At 45.5% G+C, this 17,985-nt stretch carries 17 protein-coding genes; 13 read left to right on the top strand and 4 right to left on the bottom strand.

From position 1 onward, the window contains the following. Position 1 precedes the first annotated feature (1 nt). The 13 genes from QET93_RS13075 to QET93_RS13015 all read left to right on the top strand — a co-directional run bounded on the left by QET93_RS13075 (position 2) and on the right by QET93_RS13015 (position 14,220). Positions 2-886, top strand: a complete 885-nt coding sequence (locus tag QET93_RS13075) for an SDR family oxidoreductase (protein WP_280132532.1) — start codon at positions 2-4, stop codon at positions 884-886. A gap of 44 nt (positions 887-930) precedes the next feature. Then, the gene (locus QET93_RS13070) at positions 931-2,688 is read left to right on the top strand and encodes a thiamine pyrophosphate-binding protein (protein WP_280132531.1); all 1,758 of its coding nucleotides are present in this window, start codon (positions 931-933) and stop codon (positions 2,686-2,688) included. Between the two features lie 114 nt (positions 2,689-2,802). Beyond that, positions 2,803-3,915 (top strand): polysaccharide pyruvyl transferase family protein, encoded by a 1,113-nt coding sequence (locus tag QET93_RS13065; RefSeq protein ID WP_280132530.1) that lies wholly within the window; start codon positions 2,803-2,805, stop codon positions 3,913-3,915. A gap of 101 nt (positions 3,916-4,016) precedes the next feature. Further along, a complete protein-coding gene (locus QET93_RS13060) occupies positions 4,017-5,201 on the top strand; it encodes a hypothetical protein (RefSeq protein ID WP_280132529.1) in 1,185 nt (394 codons plus the stop codon). A 41-nt stretch (positions 5,202-5,242) separates the two neighbouring features. Continuing rightward, the gene (locus QET93_RS13055; protein ID WP_280132528.1) at positions 5,243-6,514 is read left to right on the top strand and encodes a glycosyltransferase family 4 protein; all 1,272 of its coding nucleotides are present in this window, start codon (positions 5,243-5,245) and stop codon (positions 6,512-6,514) included. After that, complete coding sequence (locus QET93_RS13050) at positions 6,511-7,503, top strand: hypothetical protein (RefSeq protein ID WP_280132527.1); 993 nt, start codon at positions 6,511-6,513, stop codon at positions 7,501-7,503. Before QET93_RS13055 ends, QET93_RS13050 begins: the two co-directional genes overlap by 4 nt. Further along, a complete protein-coding gene (locus tag QET93_RS13045; RefSeq protein ID WP_280132526.1) occupies positions 7,500-8,099 on the top strand; it encodes an acyltransferase in 600 nt (199 codons plus the stop codon). The genes QET93_RS13050 and QET93_RS13045 overlap by 4 nt, the downstream gene beginning before the upstream one ends. Before the next feature lie 70 nt (positions 8,100-8,169). After that, complete coding sequence (locus QET93_RS13040; protein ID WP_280132525.1) at positions 8,170-9,264, top strand: hypothetical protein; 1,095 nt, start codon at positions 8,170-8,172, stop codon at positions 9,262-9,264. A 20-nt stretch (positions 9,265-9,284) separates the two neighbouring features. Next, positions 9,285-9,923, top strand: a complete 639-nt coding sequence (locus QET93_RS13035; RefSeq protein WP_322190022.1) for a hypothetical protein — start codon at positions 9,285-9,287, stop codon at positions 9,921-9,923. Continuing rightward, positions 9,854-10,756: an acyltransferase gene (locus tag QET93_RS13030; protein WP_322190021.1), complete on the top strand. Its 903-nt coding sequence runs from the start codon at positions 9,854-9,856 to the stop codon at positions 10,754-10,756. Before QET93_RS13035 ends, QET93_RS13030 begins: the two co-directional genes overlap by 70 nt. A gap of 232 nt (positions 10,757-10,988) precedes the next feature. Then, positions 10,989-12,035, top strand: a complete 1,047-nt coding sequence (locus QET93_RS13025; protein ID WP_322190020.1) for a glycosyltransferase family 4 protein — start codon at positions 10,989-10,991, stop codon at positions 12,033-12,035. After that, positions 12,032-12,913: an alpha-1,2-fucosyltransferase gene (locus tag QET93_RS13020; protein ID WP_280132521.1), complete on the top strand. Its 882-nt coding sequence runs from the start codon at positions 12,032-12,034 to the stop codon at positions 12,911-12,913. The genes QET93_RS13025 and QET93_RS13020 overlap by 4 nt, the downstream gene beginning before the upstream one ends. Positions 12,914-12,966: 53 nt before the next feature. Next, positions 12,967-14,220 (top strand): glycosyltransferase, encoded by a 1,254-nt coding sequence (locus QET93_RS13015; protein ID WP_280132520.1) that lies wholly within the window; start codon positions 12,967-12,969, stop codon positions 14,218-14,220. A gap of 43 nt (positions 14,221-14,263) precedes the next feature. Here QET93_RS13015 and QET93_RS13010 read toward each other — a convergent pair whose 3' ends face one another. The 4 genes from QET93_RS13010 to aroB are packed head-to-tail and all read right to left on the bottom strand — an operon-like array spanning position 14,264 to position 17,923. Then, complete coding sequence (locus tag QET93_RS13010; RefSeq protein WP_280132519.1) at positions 14,264-15,058, bottom strand: ATP-binding cassette domain-containing protein; 795 nt, start codon at positions 15,056-15,058, stop codon at positions 14,264-14,266. 26 nt (positions 15,059-15,084) lie between these two features. Beyond that, positions 15,085-15,948, bottom strand: coding sequence for an acyl-ACP thioesterase domain-containing protein (locus QET93_RS13005; protein WP_280132518.1), 864 nt, complete (start codon positions 15,946-15,948; stop codon positions 15,085-15,087). A gap of 29 nt (positions 15,949-15,977) precedes the next feature. Next, positions 15,978-16,727 carry a L,D-transpeptidase family protein gene (locus QET93_RS13000; RefSeq protein ID WP_280132517.1) on the bottom strand — a complete coding sequence of 250 codons (750 nt, stop codon included), beginning with the start codon at positions 16,725-16,727 and terminating at the stop codon, positions 15,978-15,980. A 44-nt stretch (positions 16,728-16,771) separates the two neighbouring features. Then, positions 16,772-17,923, bottom strand: coding sequence for a 3-dehydroquinate synthase (gene aroB / locus QET93_RS12995; protein ID WP_280132516.1), 1,152 nt, complete (start codon positions 17,921-17,923; stop codon positions 16,772-16,774). Positions 17,924-17,985: the final 62 nt, after the last annotated feature.

The following is a 17,985-nucleotide window of genomic DNA, read 5'->3' as shown; positions in this document are numbered from 1 at the left end:
AATGGCAATAAAAAAAATCTTAAAGCAAGGGCTAAAATTCGTTTTTGGCAAACGCCCGATACAACTTACAGCTCAAATCACTCAGTTGGGAGCTTCGGAACTTCTCAAGGATAGGGTAGCTTTGATTACAGGTGGTACCAGTGGCATCGGATATGTAATTGCCGATGCCATGCTTAGGGCTGGTGCAGCCGCAGTTGTGATTACCGGACGTGACGAGGAACGATGCAGGAATGCTGTCAATTCATTACTAGTAGCATCTTCAGACCGTCAAGGCAAAGTTTTCTATCAGGTTTTGGATAATCGTAAGGTGGGTACTTTCGAAGCAAATTTTTCGGAAATTCAAAATAAACTTTCTGGGGGGGGAATGGAAATAAGCATTTTAGTAAACAATGCGGGAATACAAGGTTCTCAATTCGGTGTTGCGAAAGAGGAAGATTATGACAATGTGATGGATACCAACCTGAAGGGAGTTTTTTTCCTCTCCCAATTAGTGGCCCGATATATGGTGGATAATCATATTGAAGGGAACATATTGAATATTGCTTCTGCATCGAGCCTGCGTCCTGCCGCAAGCGTATATACCTTGAGCAAGGTCGGGATAAAAGAATTCACGTTGGGAATGGCTAAATCGTTGATATCTCATGGTATCGTAGTCAATGGCTTGGCACCCGGACCAACCATTACCCCGATGTTGGTAAAGCAAGCGAAAGAACCGAATCTTGCATTTGGTCACAATCCGCTCGGTCGCTTTGCCATGCCGGAAGAAATAGCGAACATGGCTGTCATCCTTACATCCAATATGAGCCGTACGATAGTGGGAAGTATTGTATATATGACCGGAGGCGGCGGAACGATTACCTATGAGGACGTTCAGTATCCTTTTTAATGATCCTATACGAAGATTAAATAAAAAATGAGGAGATAATTCAAATGCGTTATTATACAGATGAGAAAAATCTACAGATTATCATAGCCTTGTTGAAAGCTTTTGGCATCAAAAAAATCATAACAAGTCCAGGTTCCACAAATCATACGCTGGTTGCCAGTATGCAGAATGATGCATGGTTTGAAATGTATTCATCTGTGGATGAACGGTCGGCCGCCTATATGGCATGTGGGTTATGTGAAGAAAGTGGTGAGCCCGTTGTCATCACCTGTACGGAAGCTACAGCTTCACGTAATTATATGCCAGGATTGACAGAAGCCTATTATCGCAAGTTGCCCGTTCTGGCCATTACTACCACACATGGTGCCGACAAAGTCGGGCATCATTTCGCGCAGGTTATCGACCATTCTGTATTGCCCAATGATATTGCCCTGTACCATACGTATATACCTTCATGCCATTCCATCAAAGATGAGAAGTTAACAGAGCTGAAAGTGAATGAGGCTCTATTGGAGTTAAGCCATCGTGGTGGCGGCCCCGTCTATCTGAATGTAGAGTCAATTGCGAGCCGTGACTATGCAACCAGGGAATTGCCTGCGGTACGCAAATTAGAACGTTTTGCTGTATGGGATAAACTTCCGGAATTACCGAAAGGAAGAATCGGCATTTTTGTCGGTTCGCATAAGAGATGGAACGAATCTGAAATCACAGCCATCGAAAGATTTTGTGAAGTCAATAATGCCGTCATATTCTGTGACCATACAAGTGGATATCACGGAACATATCATGTCAACTATTCATTAGTAGGAGGGCAGGAGATTTATCAATCCGACTTAGGTAAGTTGCGCCTGTTGATTCATATTGGCGAGGTGTCCGGTGACTATTTTTCCATAGGGCTTGGAGGTAGTGCCCAAGAAGTGTGGCGGGTGAACGAAGACGGCAAGGTACGCGACTGCTTCGGTAAATTGCGTTATATTTTTGAAATGAGCGAGCAAACTTTTTTCAACATTTATTCAGTGGACAAACAGCCTGCTCCGATGCACATTATCGAGCGATATAAAGCTGAATACAACCAGTTTATTAGCAAAATTCCGGATCTGCCGTTAACAAAAGTATGGATAGCTTCCCGGATAATTCCGAAGCTTCCTGCCGATTCTACGATCCATTTCAGTATTCTGGGTTCCTTACGTGCCGGAAACTTCTTCGAATTGCCATCCAGCGTCCAGTCCGGTTGTAACGTGGGCGGTTTCGGTATAGATGGTGCTACCTCTACCTTGATAGGCGCTTCACTGGCTAATCCGGATAAGCTTTATTTTCTTATGACGGGAGATTTGGCCTTCTTTTATGATTTAAATGCCATAGGCAATCGTCATGTAGGGAAGAATGTCAGAATATTGTTGGTTAATAACGGAGACGGTACAGAATTCCGGATGTATTGGCATCCTGTTTTTGCGTTTAACAAAGAAGACGCAGACAGATATATGGCGGGGGGGGGACATTATGGGAACAAATCGGTAAGTTTTGTCAGGCACATGGCCGAGGACTTGGGCTTTGAATATCTGACAGCTTCCGGTAAAGAAGAATTCTTGCTCAACTACGAACATTTTTTGTCACCGGAGCGGCTTGGCAATCCCATAATCTTTGAAGTCTTCACCAATAGTGAAGAGGATAATTTCGCTGTGCATACTGCCAGACATCTCGTAGTTGATAAGAAACTCCTATTAAAGGGCAAGGTCATCGGTTCACTTAAAAAGGTTGTCGGAGAACAGATCATTGAAGGAATTAAGAAGATAACCAGATAAGAAATGAAGGCTGCTATCATAGAGTCTGTATTTAACCCGTTACTGTTTTGGTGCCTCATTCGTATAGAACCGCACTGGAAGGATATCTATTACGCAAAGAAGTTTAATTGATACATGAATACAAAAAAACTGAAGGATTTGACGAGGCCCTTGTACGGACCTATTTTACGCACAATACGAAAGATGTGTAAAACAAACTTCATAAAGAATGATATAGAAAGAATAAAAACGGAAATATCTTGCTGCCCGAAGTCTCAGCCAAGACTGTTTTATTTGGGAATTACCGCTCACTCTAATTTGGGAGATATGGCCCAGTACTACTGCATCCATAACTGGATACTGAAAAATTATCCTGAGCATAAACTTATTGAGGTAGAGGCTGATACCGTAGTGAACGAAAAATATGGCTTTATCAAATTGATTGAGAGGGAATACAGGAATCGTGACATAATCCTGTTTCAAAGCGGATATACCACACAGGATTTGGGGGGAAATCATGACTTGATGCACCGGCTGGTGATTGAGGCACTTCCGGATGCACGAATTTTGATGATGCCTCAAACCGTATTCTTTCAACATCATGAAAACAAGCTGCGAAGTGCTCAAATCTACAATCAGGCACACAATATGTTGTTTTTGGCAAGAGATAAGGTCTCTTACGGAACGGCTCAAGAAATGATGCCGGATGTACACGTAGAACTTTTCCCTGATATTGTAACAAGCCTTATAGGAACATTCTGTTTCAACCAGAACCGACGTGGGATAAGTTTATGCTGCAGGAACGACGGCGAAAAGTATTTTTCGGAAGAAGAACTGTTTTCACTGATCAAGAGGTTTGAGGACGTGCCTGTTGTCGTGAGTGATACAACCGTCAAGGTTTTTTTTACCAAGATAAGAAAAGACCCCCGAAAGTATATCGAACAGCAAATAGAATACTTTTCCAGGTTTGAAGCCGTGATAACCGACCGTTATCACGGAACCATATTTGCTCTTGCGGCAGGAACACCGGTGGTGATTATCAGAACAATAGATCATAAGGTTATTACAGGTGCTGACTGGTTTAAGGGCGTTTACGATGACTACGTATATATGGCTCAAGATCTGGATGACGCATTCCAAATAGTGTCTTCCATTAGAAAGAAAAATTTGAATCACTGCCTACAGCTGGTCTTTGCAACTGAATATTACGACAAACTTAAAAGTATATTTGAATCAGGAAAAAAATGAATTTCAGCTTCTCGATTTGCGACCGTAAAAGACCTTTTTCCTATGTAGTCTGGGGAATGCTTTTGCATTCTCTTGGAATAATATTTCTCAATATCACTCATATGCAACTCATATATGCTGCTATATGTTATTTGGGGTGGTGTTCTATTTTCCGGGGATTTTATCTGGCAAGGCATCGCCTGTCTTTCCAATTGCCCTGTAAGCATTTATGGTTGTTTTTTTCTTATGTGATTTTGTGCATCATCATGATTGTGAGGGGATATTTGATAGATTATCCCTATCAATGGTTTACTATACAGGGATTGATCAATTTTCATTTTTTTCAACCTACTTACATATTGCCTTATCTTATGCCTTTGTTTTTGCTTTGGCCGATAAGCGATTATGATTTTCGTCCCATTGTCAAAGCTTCTGTTCTCATTAGCATTATTGTCATCATTGCTTTCTTCTTATTTTATGATCAAATTTTGTCCTCATCTATCAAACAAAGCACAGAAACACTCCAGTCATGGGAAACCTCTGCGGAAGATTACCGATATTATGGACAAATATATAGCAATATAGCCCTTGTCGCATTATGTAGAAAGTATGTTTCTTCCAAAGTTTGGATTATCAATATTGTTGCTCTTTTATTTACTTTGCTGATAAATATGATGGGAGCTCGTAGAGGCAACTCGGCAACGATAGGGACATTATTGCTTTTCAATATTTATTTTTACATTAAATCGGTGAATTGGCGTTATAAAATTATTGCGATGATACTAACCGCTGTCATGGCAAGTGGAACCGTCTATTTGGCTTCTGATTTTTCCGGGTTTGATTATTTGAAAAAACGGGGAATGCATGATTCGCGTTCCAAAGTAGACGAAGCATTGACAGCCCAAATGAATGACGTAGAATTATGGGTAGGTAAAGGTCTTAACGGAAGGTATTATTTTCCTCTCCTGGAAAATGATAAGTTAAATGGATGGCGATATGGCAGCGAGACCGGTTATTATAACCTGGTGTTAAAAGGGGGATATCTCTTGGCTTGGACATACATACTCCTGCTCCTTTATCCTGCGCTATTGGGTATTTTCAAGTCACGCAATACTTTATGTAAGGCGTTGGGGTTCATTATACTTTTAAGCCTTTTGGAACTCTATCCGTTCGGACATTTGACGTTCAACTTGAAATTTTTGGTGATTTGGATGGGGATAGCCTTGTTGATGTCGCCCAAGGTAAGGAATATGAATGATGATGAAATTCGTAATTATTACTTTCTACAGCCAGTAAAAGGCAAATAATCAGATCTGTAACAGAAGATTTTTACAATTACAATATAATCATGAAAATTCTGTGGATAGCTAACAATCTGTTTCAAGAATATTTTGATCACAAAGGAATTTCCGCTCCTTTTACGGGAGGATGGATGCGTTCCCTGGCACTTCAATTAAAAGAAATCGATCCAGGTATGGAACTGGCCATTGCTTCTCGCATCAAGAGTGTGAAGCAATGGGAGGAAGTAAAAGCTGGAGGATTTACTTTTTATGCATTACCTGGGTTGCTCTATCGTGATACTTATGATGCTTCGATAGAAAAAGACTGGAAGGAAATCGCTCAACGTTTTTCTCCGGATGTGGTGCATATACATGGCAGTGAATATCCTCATGGCCTGGCCTATGTCAATGCTGTGGGGGCAGCAAACGTAGTGGTGTCCATACAGGGGCTGGTTTCTCGCTGTGCGAGAAACTATACCGCAGACATTAGAATATCTGATATGTTAAAGAATATAACTTTTTATGATTTATTTATTGCTTCAACGCCCATGAAAGGACGGAAAAGATATATCCGTCAAGGTCACATGGAAGAGGAATTGCTTCGTAAAATAAATCATATTATCGGTCGCACTACATGGGATCATGATCATACGTGGGCTATTAATCCTCTCGCAACGTATCATTTCTGCAATGAGACTTTACGGCCTGCATTTTATGCTAACGAAAAATGGAATATTAATCAATGCCATCGGCATCGCATCTTTCTTAGCCAGACCAACCAACCCCTCAAAGGCATCCACAAATTGGTAGAAGCCATGCCTCTCATTTTACGGGATTATCCTGATACCGAAGTGTATGTGGCAGGTCATGATTTTCTTAACACATCCTCCTTCCGAAGCAGATTGAGATACACAACCTTTGCCCACTACGTGAATTCGCTAATGATTAAATATGGGATCAGGGATAGATTTCATTTTACAGGGATGATTGATGCAGATCGTATGGCTGAGCAATATCGACAGGCAAACGTGTTTGTTTGTCCGTCCTCCATTGAAAATTCACCTAATTCGTTGGGTGAGGCTCAACTGGTTGGTTGCCCGGTAGTCGCCTCCTATGTTGGCGGTGTGCCCGACATGATCGAGAACGGAAGAACCGGATTGCTTTATCGGTTTGAGGAAACCGAAATGCTCGCAGCAGCTATATGCCGAATCTTTGGGAATGATGATCTGGCAGGAAAATTGTCAAAAAATGGGATAGAAGTCGCTAGGGAACGCCATGATGGCATCACGAATGCTAATCGCACGATGGAAATATACACTGAAATAAAAAGTGAAAAATGATGGAAAAAATAATACTCAAAGGTCTGCGCAAGATCTATCGTAAATGTACAAAGGTTGAATTTACGGGCAATCCCTGGCCACAAGCAGACGAGTGGGAAAAGACCAATCAACTATTAACGGAGTTGTTCAGCAACGACAAAGCTTGCTTTATTGGAAGGATAGGGACATCTGAACTTGCCGTTGTATTAAACTATTTGACTGTACATGGGAACCGTTCGTATGTCAGGAAATGTATTGACTATATTATTGATGATACCAGAATGCCTTTCTACGATACTGGACGTCCTTTCTATGAAATACAGAATAATGCAGGGTTCTTTTCCGGCAAGGGAGGAAATATAATTGTAGAAATCGAAAGATTTGCAGAATTGTATCTGAAAGAAATACCGATGATGGATGTATGTGGCCGTTTTTCTTATCCCGAAAAGTTTTTGCCCTTCAACCAAGACTGCAGGATGGTACAGCTGGAAAGCTTATATCCGTTTTTTGCCCGGCAACCCTGGACTAAAATACTTGAGGGTAAGAAAGTATTGGTAGTGCATCCGTTCAAGGATAGCATATTGGCTCAATATAAAAATCATCGCAGGCATTTGTTCAATAATCCGGATATGCTGCCTGACTTCGATTTGGAGATTATTAAAGCCGTGCAGACTATTGCAGGAGAGAAAAGTCCTTTTAAAGATTGGTTTGAGGCATTGGATTTCATGAAGGAAGAAATTACCAAACGCAATTTTGATTTCCTCATAGTGGGTTGTGGAGCTTATGGTCTGCCTCTTGCTGCATTTGCCAAATCGTTGAATAAAAAAGCATTGCATTTAGGGGGGGGGGCTCAGCTACTTTTTGGAATTAAAGGAAAACGCTGGGAAGGCCGTTATCATGGAGATGATACGAGATTCACAGATTTGTTCAATGAATATTGGACTTATCCAAGTGATGCCGAACGGCCTCGGAATGCTCAAAAAGTAGAAGGAGCCTGTTACTGGTCATGAAAAGATTTGTTCACCCACATTACATTAATCTTTTGGGAATCACCATTTCTCGTTTGGTTTCGACAGCAATTTGTAGAATAAAGGCTGCGTGGTGGGGGGTAACGCTCGGTAAGGGAAATCAATTCAAAGGATGTACCATATTCCGTATGCTCCCAAACTCTCAAATAGTAATTGGAGACCATGCGTGTTTCAATTCGTCCCATTCTTCCAATCTGATTGGGGTATATACACCTTGTATAATTGCAACACTTTACCGTAATGCAGAGATAAAAATAGGAAACGACTGCGGATTTTCTGGTACAGTGGTAGCCGCAGCTCTAAAAATAGAAATAGGTAACCACGTAAGATGTGGTGCCAATACATTAATCACAGACACGGACTGGCATCAAGGAGATACACGTGTCGGTAATGATGCCCCCGTCATTATTTGTGACAACGTTTGGCTTGGCTACGGTGTCAAGGTGTTGAAAGGTGTGACAATCGGGGAAAATTCACTTATTGGAGCCGGGAGTATCGTGACTAAGGACATTCCTGCAAATGTAGTGGCTGCCGGAGTTCCGTGTAAAGTGATTAAACAAATCGACTATGCTGAATAATATAGTATTTTTAGGTTGTACCAATGGGTATGGATATTCTTTTTCTGCCTGTAATACAAAGGTGGAGTTCATGGCAAAAGGACTTTCCGAACAAGGAGACATTTGCTATATACATAACGGTTCGATTGGGAAAAAGGGTATTTCTGTACCGGAGTATACAAAGTTGGATGGAATCGGGACTGTCGTTGATTATCCCGCAAAAGGTGTATGGTATGTCAGCCCTTTCAGGAACAATGCTCGGTTGATATCCGATCTGAAAAGATGGTATCGCCCGGAAAGGATGAATTGGGTGATAGTAGAAGCTCCCTATCTTCCATTTTATTATTTGAATATTCTCGCTGCACGTAAAGCCGGCTATAGGGTAGCGGCCATTTCACACGAGTGGTTAGGTACTTTTTTAAATAAGAACCACTTGAAAAAATGGGGTAATCACTTATATTCTAGGGTATTTGGTTATAGCGTGGATGCGATATTACCTATCAGCGAATATATCATCCGAAGAATACAGAAATTCAGAAAGCCTTATCTGAAAATTCCTGTGGAAGCGGATTTTGCAGATTTTACAATTCCGACGAAAAAAGGGTCTTTTTTTCTGTATTGCGTTTCTGCTGAATACATAAGAGTAATTCGGACAGTGATAGATGGTTTCAGTGATTTTGCAAAGCAACATTCTGAGTATCATCTGATATTGGTACTTGCAGGAGGACAGGGCGCCATAGACGATGTCTGTCGTATGATAGAGGATATGAAACTGTCTAGACTGGTGGAAATCAGATATGGAATACCTTTCGATGAATTCATGTATCTCAACCGGACAGCATCAGGGCTGGTTGTTCCTCTTGATCCTGATTATGAGCAGGATAAGGCCAGGTTTAGTCAGAAAATTGCCGAATATCTGGCTTCTGGTACGGCGATTATTTCAAATGATGTAGGTGAGGTGAAAACTTATTTCAAGGATAAAGTCAACATCATACTAAATGAATACTCGTCTTCCGGCTTTTGCAGTTCCTTTGAATGGATTGCAACCAATCCGGACAAGTCAATTGAGATCGGCCTGAAAGGTTTCGAATTGGGGAGGGAACATTTTGATTACAGGTTATGCGGAAAACAGCTGCATGATTTTCTCTCTGACCGACACCTGTTCAGTGCCAGTTTGAACTCCTGACTGATCGGGTCGATTGGCATGTGAATGATGTTGTAAAAATAAATTGTAAAAATATGCGTTTATTGGGTTATTTTGTTAAGATGCGAGAAGGGATATCTTTTATCTGGGATAGTTTCCTTGCGTTCTGTTATAAACAGTGCCTGGGGAGCTGTGGCCATAATGTTCTCTTGAAACCATCCACATCGGTTTTCAAGGGACTGCATAATATTCACATTTCCGATAATGTGAGAATTGCCCGGTATGCTGTCATCTATTCAACTGAAGCCAAAGTGTTGATCGGTCCTAAAACGGAAATTGCTCCATATTTGAAAATCATATCGGGTAATCACAGGTTTGATAAAACAGGACATTTTATTTTTGATGGTGATTATGAAAAAAAGTCAGGTGATGATAAAGATGTGATTCTTGAAGGCGATCATTGGCTTGGAATCAATGTGACCATACTTTCCGGAGTGACCGTGGGGCGGGGAAGTATCATTGCCGCAGGAGCTGTACTAAACAAGTCTGTTCCACCTTATGCAATAGTGGGGGGGGTACCGGCAAAAGTCCTCAAATATCGATTTACCATTGATGAATGTCTTGAACACGAGTGCAGGCTATATCCAGCAGAGAAAAGATTGACGCGGGAACAGTTGGAACAATCCAGGCAAATACGGTAATGGAACGAGATTACAGCATTGATCTTCTTAAGTGTTTGGTCGCACTACTGATTACATGGTCTCACCTGGATCCCTTGCTCGGAAAATATGCTATGTTTGCTACGGGTGGTTCGTTTGGTGACTGTTTGTTTTTCTTTTGTTCTGGGTATACCCTGTTTCTCAGTCAAAAGAAAATGAGTTTTTTTAATTGGTATAAACGGCGCATTAACAGAATTTATCCGACAGTATTTGCTTGGGCATTAGTATGTGCGTGCTTTTTTCATAGTAATAGAAACATGGCGGAAATAGTTATTTCAGGCGGTGGATTTTTTGTCTCCTGTATTATGATTTTCTATTTATTATTCTATCCAATTAAGAAATATATCATAACGGATGCTATTACGATACAATCATGCCGTTATATCTGTTTCTTTGTTAGCGGGATATTAACGGTATCCTATATCGCTTTGTTTTTCTTCGTGAATGTGAATGATTCCGACATGATGTATCGATGGATTTGGAGCTTGTATTTTATACCTATGTTTATGGGGGGAGTGTTGGGAAAAATACAATTTGATCAAAGGGGAAATGGCTTAAACTATTCTGTATGGAAAATATGCGTTGGTTTATCTATGTCTGTTATGGGGTATTATATTTTGACATATATTACTAAAATGGATTATTTTCTGTTTTTGAAGCCACTTGTTATATTACCTCAGTTAGGTGTTACTTTGTTTTTTATTTGTTATGTCGGACTATTTATGCAGAGCGTCTCTATAACAATAAATTTAGTTATGTGTTTATTAGAATTATTGGAGGATTATGTCTGGAAATATATATCGTTCAGTCAATAATAATTCGCGAATTTGCGATGATGAAATATTTTCCTTTGAAAATATTGATAGTATTTATAATGGTAGTCTTTTTTGCGTATGTATTAAAATGTATAGGTCAAGTTTGGCGGCAGACTTTTAAAGATTCGGATTATGATTGGAAAGAAATACTAAATCCATGGTGATGGAGATTGGTATTTATGTTTAACTGATATACAATTAAAACAATATCCATAAGGTTATGGTCAAAGTTATGATGATTGGTACTTCCAAAAAATCGGGGGGGGGCATATCATCTGCGATAAGATTGATTAAAAAAATGCCGGTATGGGAAAAGTATTCTTGCTATTGGCTAGGTACGCAGATTCAACGAAATGTATTGTGGAAATTATGGTATGCCACGAAAGCTGCAATGATAACCCCGTTTCTGATGTGGAAATATGATATAATCCATTTTCACATGGTTCCGGGAACCACCTTGTTGATCCAATTGCCTGAGTTGCTTGTAGCTAGATTATACAGGAAAAAAATAATTATGGAAGTACATGTCGGCAATCAATTGGTACCCTATGCAGATGATATTTTTTTTAAATGGTGGTTTAGGCAAGCCGATCTTATATTGTTGCTTTCCCATAAATGGGAGCTCTTGTTTAAAGAAGCATATATGGATATACAGAAGCCTACCGATGTTCTTTATAATGCGTGTGAAATGATCCCACCCATTCCCTCGGAACAAAAAAAGAAGCTAATCATTTTTGCTGGTACAATAGATGATAACAAAGCTCCCGATCTATTGCTGAAAGCCTGGTCTTGTCTGAAAGATAAATATCCGGATTGGAGAGTTGTTTTTATGGGTAACGGAAATATAGACAAATACAAGCAAATGTCAGAAGAACTTGGTGTAGATGATCGTGTAGAATTTACAGATTACATTGTTGGAGATCGTAAATATCAACAATTTCATGATGCTTCTATTTATTGTATGTGTTCTTATGTAGAGGGGTTCCCAATGGTGGTACTGGAAGCATGGTCTTATAGCCTAGCGGTCATAACAACGCCCGTCGGAGGGTTGCCTGATGTGATAGAGGAAGGTAAGAATTGTTTAACATTTCCATTTGGAGAGTCTGATAAATTGGCAACTCAACTTGAACGACTGATTTGTGATGAACAACTCAGGAGAAACATCAGCAATTATGGATACAAATATGCTCAAGATCATTTTTCATTAAATGTTGTTAGTGCTCACCTGGAAAGAATTTATTCCAATTTATTAAAACACAAAAATATTGATTGTTTATGAAGATAGTTAATATTCTCGGTGGTCTTGGGAACCAGATGTTTCAGTATGCTTTGGCTTTGGCTATCAAACATCAATATGAATCGGTATCAGAAGTACGCATTGATCCACGTGCTTTTCGTGGTTACCCTATTCATAATGGTTATGAATTGGAACGGATCTTTAACGTGTCGATACCCGAAGCGACTGTTAGCGAAGTCATGAAGGTTGCTTATCCGTTCTTGAATTATCGGATTTGGCAGCTGTGCCGCTTGTTTCCTAAAAGAAGATCCATGAGATATGAATGGAAAAGTATGGCTTATGATGAACGGGTTTTGACCAATACCAAGGACGAGTATCTGATAGGTTACTGGCAGACAGAACGTTATTTTCAGGCTGTCCGTCGGGAAGTATTGAAAGCGTTCACCTTCCCGTCTTTTGAATCTGGTTCCCCAAACGAATCTTTAGGCAAAGAACTGCAACGAAGAAATTCCGTTGCATTACATATACGACGTGGGGATTACTTGAAGATTGGCAATACATCAGGAATTTGTACCATCGAGTATTATAAAAAGGCTATCTCTCATATAAAAGAAAAGATTATTCCCGAAGTGTATTCCGTCTTTTCCGATGACATTGACTGGTGTGTAGAGTGCTTGGGAGCAATTTTCGGCAATTCGGACGTAAGATATGTAAACTGGAATAAAGGGAGAGAGAGTTTTCGTGATATTCAGCTGATGAGTCTTTGCAAGCATAACATCATAGCCAACAGTTCGTTTTCCTGGTGGGGGGCGTGGCTTAATCAACATTCGGAGAAGATTGTGATCGCCCCGTCCCGGTGGATGAATTCTGAAGGGTGGTCTGAAATCATTCCAGACGGGTGGGAAACCATTCAGGTATAAGGTATCGGCTTATACGACAGATACCATGTGAAAACCGTTCAATCGACAGAAATATGATCAACGTCCTCATCAACGCATACGCTTGTAGTCCCCATTGGGGAAGCGAACCAGGCATGGCCTGGAACTGGATCTCATGCCTGGCCCAGCATTGTAATCTCTTTGTCATTACCGAGGGCGAGTGGAGGAAAGAGATAGAAGAAGCAGTCTCCATCCACCCTTATAGAGACCATATGCATTTCTATTATCATCCCGTTCCGGATAAAATCCGCAGAATGTGCTGGAACCAGGGTGACTGGAGATTCTATTGGTACTACCAAAAATGGCAGAAGAAGACACTGCAAATAGCTAGGCAGATTGTCTCCGAAAATCGGATAGACATTCTTCATCAGCTGAATATGATCGGTTTTCGTGAACCCGGCTATCTGTGGAAGATTGAGGGTGTTCCTTTTGTCTGGGGACCTATTGGAGGGATGGAGCTGATGCCTTTGTCTTTTCTGAAAGGAGTTTCCAAGTCGCAATATATAAAGGCCTGTGTGAAAAACTTAATCAACGACTGGCAGCGCAAGCACCATCCCCGGGTATTACAGGCACTCCACAGGGCATTCGCCCTAATTGCCGCGACCAAAGGATGCGCGGATGTGATTCAAGGATACCATCATCAGGATGTGGTCCTGATCAATGAAACGGGATGTAGCAAGAATGATTCTCCGGAGAATCTCCATGATTTTCATAAACCCGGGCTGGAATTGATGTGGGTGGGGAAATTTGATTCCCGGAAGCAACTGGGATTGGCTATTGCAACGATGGAGCAATTAAGGGACATTTCGGTAAAAATGCACATTGTAGGAGCCGGATCGGAGGCAGAATCCAGACATTATCAGAATATGGCATCGCAATCAGGCGTGGATTCTGAAATCGTCTGGCATGGCTTGCTGTCCAATCAGGAAGTCCAGGAGATGATGAGGAAGGCCGATCTGCTGCTTTTCACCAGCATCATGGAGGGGACTCCCCACGTGGTGCTGGAGGCCGTCAAGAACAATCTTCCCGTGTTATGCCTAAAGACCTGCGGACAAGGGGAAGTCGTGGATTCATCCATCGGTTGCACCATACCTTTGACGAATCCCAAAGACTGCGTGCGTGACTTCGCCGCACAAATCCGAAAGCTATACGACAACCGTGACTTGTTGCAGCAAATGTCCGATACCTGCTATCAAAAGCAAATAGAACTGTCATGGGAGAACAAGGCCTTACGGATGATGGAGGTGTACAAAATGGGGTTGTCCTATACAAAAAGTTTTCGATTTTAAGGGCGGATACAGTAAATGGAAGGATTTGGAATTCCTGCCTGCTCTACCCCCTGGGCAGGTGGGGGATGGCGGCTAGGAGGTTTTGGGTGTAGGGATGGGTGGGGGAGGTGAAGAGGGTGTCGGAGGGACCGTATTCGACGATAGTACCTTGGCGCATGACGGCGATGTTGTCGGAGATGTAGCGGACGACGGAGAGGTCGTGCGAGATGAAGATCATGGTGAGGTTCAGATCGCGCGCGAGGGTGGTGAGGAGGTTGAGGATTTGCGACTGGATGGAGACGTCGAGGGCGGAGACGGGTTCGTCGGCAATGATGAGTTTGGGCTCGGGGGCAAGGGCCCGGGCGATGGCGATGCGTTGGCGTTGGCCTCCGGAGAATTCATGCGGGTATTTTTGCATGTAGCGCGGGTCGAGGCCGACTTTTTCCATGAGGGCTGTGACGGCGTCGCGGAGTTGGGCTTTGCCGAGGGGACGGCGCTGGCGGATGGCTTCGGCAAGGGTGGAGTAGATGGTGTAGCGCGGGTTGAGGGAGGCGTAGGGATCCTGGAAGATCATCTGGAAGTCGAGCCGCCGCTTGCGGATGGTTTTGTTGGGCAGGGCGGTGAGGTTTTCTCCCTGTAGGATGACGGCTCCGGCGGTGGGGCGCTGGAGCTGCATGATGGTGCGCGAGAGGGTGGATTTGCCACAGCCGGATTCTCCGACGAGACCGAGGATTTCCCCTTGTTCGACGGCGAGGCTGACTCCGTTGACGGCGCAGACGGGAGGGGCGGCTTTGCCGGTGAGGAAGTTTTTTTTGCCGGGGAAGCGAACGTGGATGTCTTGTACTTCGAGGAAGGACATGGCGGCAGGGAGGGAACGGAAGGAGGTTAGGCTTCCGGAGAGGGGATATCCGGGGCATCCGGGGCGGGTTCCCAGCGGATGGAGAGGGTGGCGCGGGCGCAACCGTCGCTGCCGAGGATGGTGTGCCGGCTGGCGGGGACCGGGGCGGAGTCGTCGAGTTGCAGGAGGGAACGGAGGTCTTCGCCGGGGAGGGTTTCTTTGTTGAAGGCGATGAAGATTTCGGCGGGGCGTTTGCCGGCGATCCAGGAGTCGGGGATGGTGTCGAGCGCCCAGATGAGGTAAGCGGAGTTGTTGATGTGGCGGTTGAAGTCGACGAGGCTGCGTTCGGCATGGAAGTGCCGGGTGGGGATGGCGGTGTTGTCCGAGGGGACGGGGCAGGGGGCGGCATCAGACGCGGAGTCCGGGGTGTCGTCGGTTGTTTTGTTGGTTCCGTGGGATTTGAGGGAGAGTCGTTTTTCGTCGATGGGGACGAGGGGGGAGGGGGAGCCTTGCGGGACTTCGGGGAAGTGGGAGATGTGTTTTTTTAACGCGACGGGACGACGGCGGCGGGCGTCGATGAGAACCCACTGGCAGGTGGCTTCGATGAGGGGGGAACCGTCTGTGTCGCTGATGACGAATTCGCGGTAGGCGATGAGGGGGCTGGCGGGGTAGGTCCAGGTGGCGGCGTCGAGGGTTTGCTTCCACTCGGGGAGCCGGTGGATGCGGATGGCGAGGCGGAATTCGACCCAGGCGAGTCTGTGCCGGCAGCAGAATTGGTAACCGAAACCTTGGGATGAGGCGTGATCTTCGGCGATGTCCTGGAGCCACCGGAGGATGGCGGCGGGATGGAGGCGGCAGTCGGCTCCGCATTCGTCGGTGCGGACGCGCAGTTGCTGGGTGTATTTGTCCATGATGCGGGTGGGGGGGATGGGGCTTTGTGTTATGGCAGTCCCCAGGGGGTGCGGAGTTTCATGTATTCCCGTGAGGGGAGGAGGATGTAGACGGGGGTTTTGGCGGGATCGATCCAGCGGATGAGGGCCCGGAGGTTTTCTTCGGACATGGTGGTGCAACCGGCGGTGGGGATGGCTCCGTTACCGCGCCAGATATGAAAGAAGATGGAGGAGCCGGCGCCGGGGACGGGGCGTCCGGGCGTTTCGTCGGAGTTGTGGCGGATGAAGAGTTTGAGGCTGTGGTGGTAGTCGTTGAGCTTCATCTGCTGCTGGAGTTCCCAGGGGGTACTGGCCGGACGTTTGAGGATGATGTGCCGATTGTAATCCGGGGAGGCGGGGTCGTCTACCCAGAGGTCGGAGGGGGTGACGCGGCGATAGGTGAGGCTGCGGTGTTTGTCGGGGGTGCGCACGGTACCGTAGGCGTCGCCGAGGAGGAAGACTCCGGCGGGGGAGCGGAGGTCTCCTTCTTTTTTAGCGGTTTGCCCATGTCCGGGCATGGTGAGGCCGAGTCCCCAGACTGAGCCGTTTTTGCCAAGGCGGCCGTGGAATGGGCCTTTGACGAGGGTCCATTGGCCGCCGCGTTTTTCGAGGAGACTGAGCTGGACATGGGAGTCGTTCCAACCGTTGGTGGAGCCGACGATGGCCTGGCTGCAGTTGGCGGGCAGTGCGGAGGCGCGGGCGCTTCCGGTACCTAGTATCAGGGCGGTGCTGAGGAGGACAAGGGCGAACAGGCGTTTCATGGCCGGGATGGATGGGGGCGGGGAGGGGAGAGACGGCGCGTTTTTCAGGCGAGGGGGCGGCGGAGTTCTTCGACGGCTTCCTGCATGTCGTCGACGGTGATGTCGTGGGAGACGAAGGCTTGGCCTGCCTGGGAGAGGAGGATGAATTTGATGGAGCCGTTGCGGAATTTTTTGTCCTTGGCGATTTTTTCCATGATGGTCTCGGTGTCGAGTCCCTTGGGGAGGACGGTGGGGAGGTCCATGGCTCGGATGACGTTCATGATGGAACGTGCGTCCGCCGGAGGAAGGCCGGCTTTTTGAACGCTGAGGTGCAGGGCGGCGCGCATGCCGAGGGCGACGGCTTCACCGTGGAAGATTTCACCGTAGGGGAGGGAGGCTTCGATACCGTGGCCGATGGTGTGTCCGAAGTTGAGGAGGGCGCGTACGTCCCGGGTTTCCCGTTCGTCTTCTTCGACGATGCGGGCTTTGATGGCGACGTTGCGCGCGATGAGGTCGGGCAGGCGTTCGATGGTATTCAGAGAGAAGCCGATGGAGATTTCCGGGCCTATTTCGCGGAGTTCCGGGAGCATGGAGGCGTCCCGGATGGCGGCGTGCTTGATGACTTCGGCCATGCCTTCCGCGAGGGCGCGGGTGTCCATGGTGACGAGGGTGGTGGGGTCGATGACAACGACGGCGGGCTGGTGGAATGTGCCGATGAGGTTTTTACCTTCGGGGATGTTGACGGCTGTTTTGCCTCCGGTGGAGCTATCGGACTGGGCGACAATGGTCGTGGGGATCTGGATGAAGGGGATGCCGCGGTAGTAGATGGATGCGACGAAGCCGGCAAGGTCTCCGATGACGCCTCCGCCAAGGGCTGCGATGGAACTGCTGCGGTCATGCCCGGCGCGGACGAGTTCCGAACAGAGTTCCCGGACGCATTCCAGGCTCTTGGAAGACTCCCCGGCGGGAACGGTGTGCTGGCTGACGATGAAGCCGGTGCTTTCCAGGGAGGTCTTGACGCGATCGGCGTAGTACCCGGAGACGCGGGTTTCGGTGATGATGGCGATTTTGCCGGAGAGGCCGGCACGGAAGGCGAATTCCCCGACCCGGTCCAGGTTGCCGTTGTCGATGTGGATGTTGTAGGAGCGTTCTCCCAGGGATAGAGAAACTGTGGGCATGGCTTTCTTGTAACGCGAAGGTGTTACAAGGGCAAGCATGCTCCTTGTCTTTTACGAGGGGGGCCGCGAAAGGAATCTGCGGGTGGGTGGGGGATCAGGTC

Origin of the sequence: Akkermansia sp. N21116, from assembly GCF_029854705.2 — a bacterium.
In the GTDB taxonomy this organism is placed as follows: Bacteria; Verrucomicrobiota; Verrucomicrobiia; order Verrucomicrobiales; family Akkermansiaceae; genus Akkermansia.
This window is presented reverse-complemented; position numbering and strand designations above follow the sequence as displayed.

Coding starts and splice junctions, on each gene's coding strand:
- QET93_RS13075 (WP_280132532.1), top strand. CDS start 2: ATGGCAATAAAAAAAATCTTAAAGCAAGGGCTAAAATTCGTTTTTGGC.
- QET93_RS13060 (WP_280132529.1), top strand. CDS start 4,017: ATGCAACTCATATATGCTGCTATATGTTATTTGGGGTGGTGTTCTATT.
- QET93_RS13025 (WP_322190020.1), top strand. CDS start 10,989: ATGATGATTGGTACTTCCAAAAAATCGGGGGGGGGCATATCATCTGCG.
- QET93_RS13070 (WP_280132531.1), top strand. CDS start 931: ATGCGTTATTATACAGATGAGAAAAATCTACAGATTATCATAGCCTTG.
- QET93_RS13020 (WP_280132521.1), top strand. CDS start 12,032: ATGAAGATAGTTAATATTCTCGGTGGTCTTGGGAACCAGATGTTTCAG.
- QET93_RS13065 (WP_280132530.1), top strand. CDS start 2,803: ATGAATACAAAAAAACTGAAGGATTTGACGAGGCCCTTGTACGGACCT.
- QET93_RS13005 (WP_280132518.1), bottom strand. CDS start 15,948: ATGGACAAATACACCCAGCAACTGCGCGTCCGCACCGACGAATGCGGA.
- QET93_RS13040 (WP_280132525.1), top strand. CDS start 8,170: ATGGCAAAAGGACTTTCCGAACAAGGAGACATTTGCTATATACATAAC.
- QET93_RS13055 (WP_280132528.1), top strand. CDS start 5,243: ATGAAAATTCTGTGGATAGCTAACAATCTGTTTCAAGAATATTTTGAT.
- QET93_RS13045 (WP_280132526.1), top strand. CDS start 7,500: ATGAAAAGATTTGTTCACCCACATTACATTAATCTTTTGGGAATCACC.
- aroB (WP_280132516.1), bottom strand. CDS start 17,923: ATGCTTGCCCTTGTAACACCTTCGCGTTACAAGAAAGCCATGCCCACA.
- QET93_RS13000 (WP_280132517.1), bottom strand. CDS start 16,727: ATGAAACGCCTGTTCGCCCTTGTCCTCCTCAGCACCGCCCTGATACTA.
- QET93_RS13050 (WP_280132527.1), top strand. CDS start 6,511: ATGATGGAAAAAATAATACTCAAAGGTCTGCGCAAGATCTATCGTAAA.
- QET93_RS13010 (WP_280132519.1), bottom strand. CDS start 15,058: ATGTCCTTCCTCGAAGTACAAGACATCCACGTTCGCTTCCCCGGCAAA.
- QET93_RS13015 (WP_280132520.1), top strand. CDS start 12,967: ATGATCAACGTCCTCATCAACGCATACGCTTGTAGTCCCCATTGGGGA.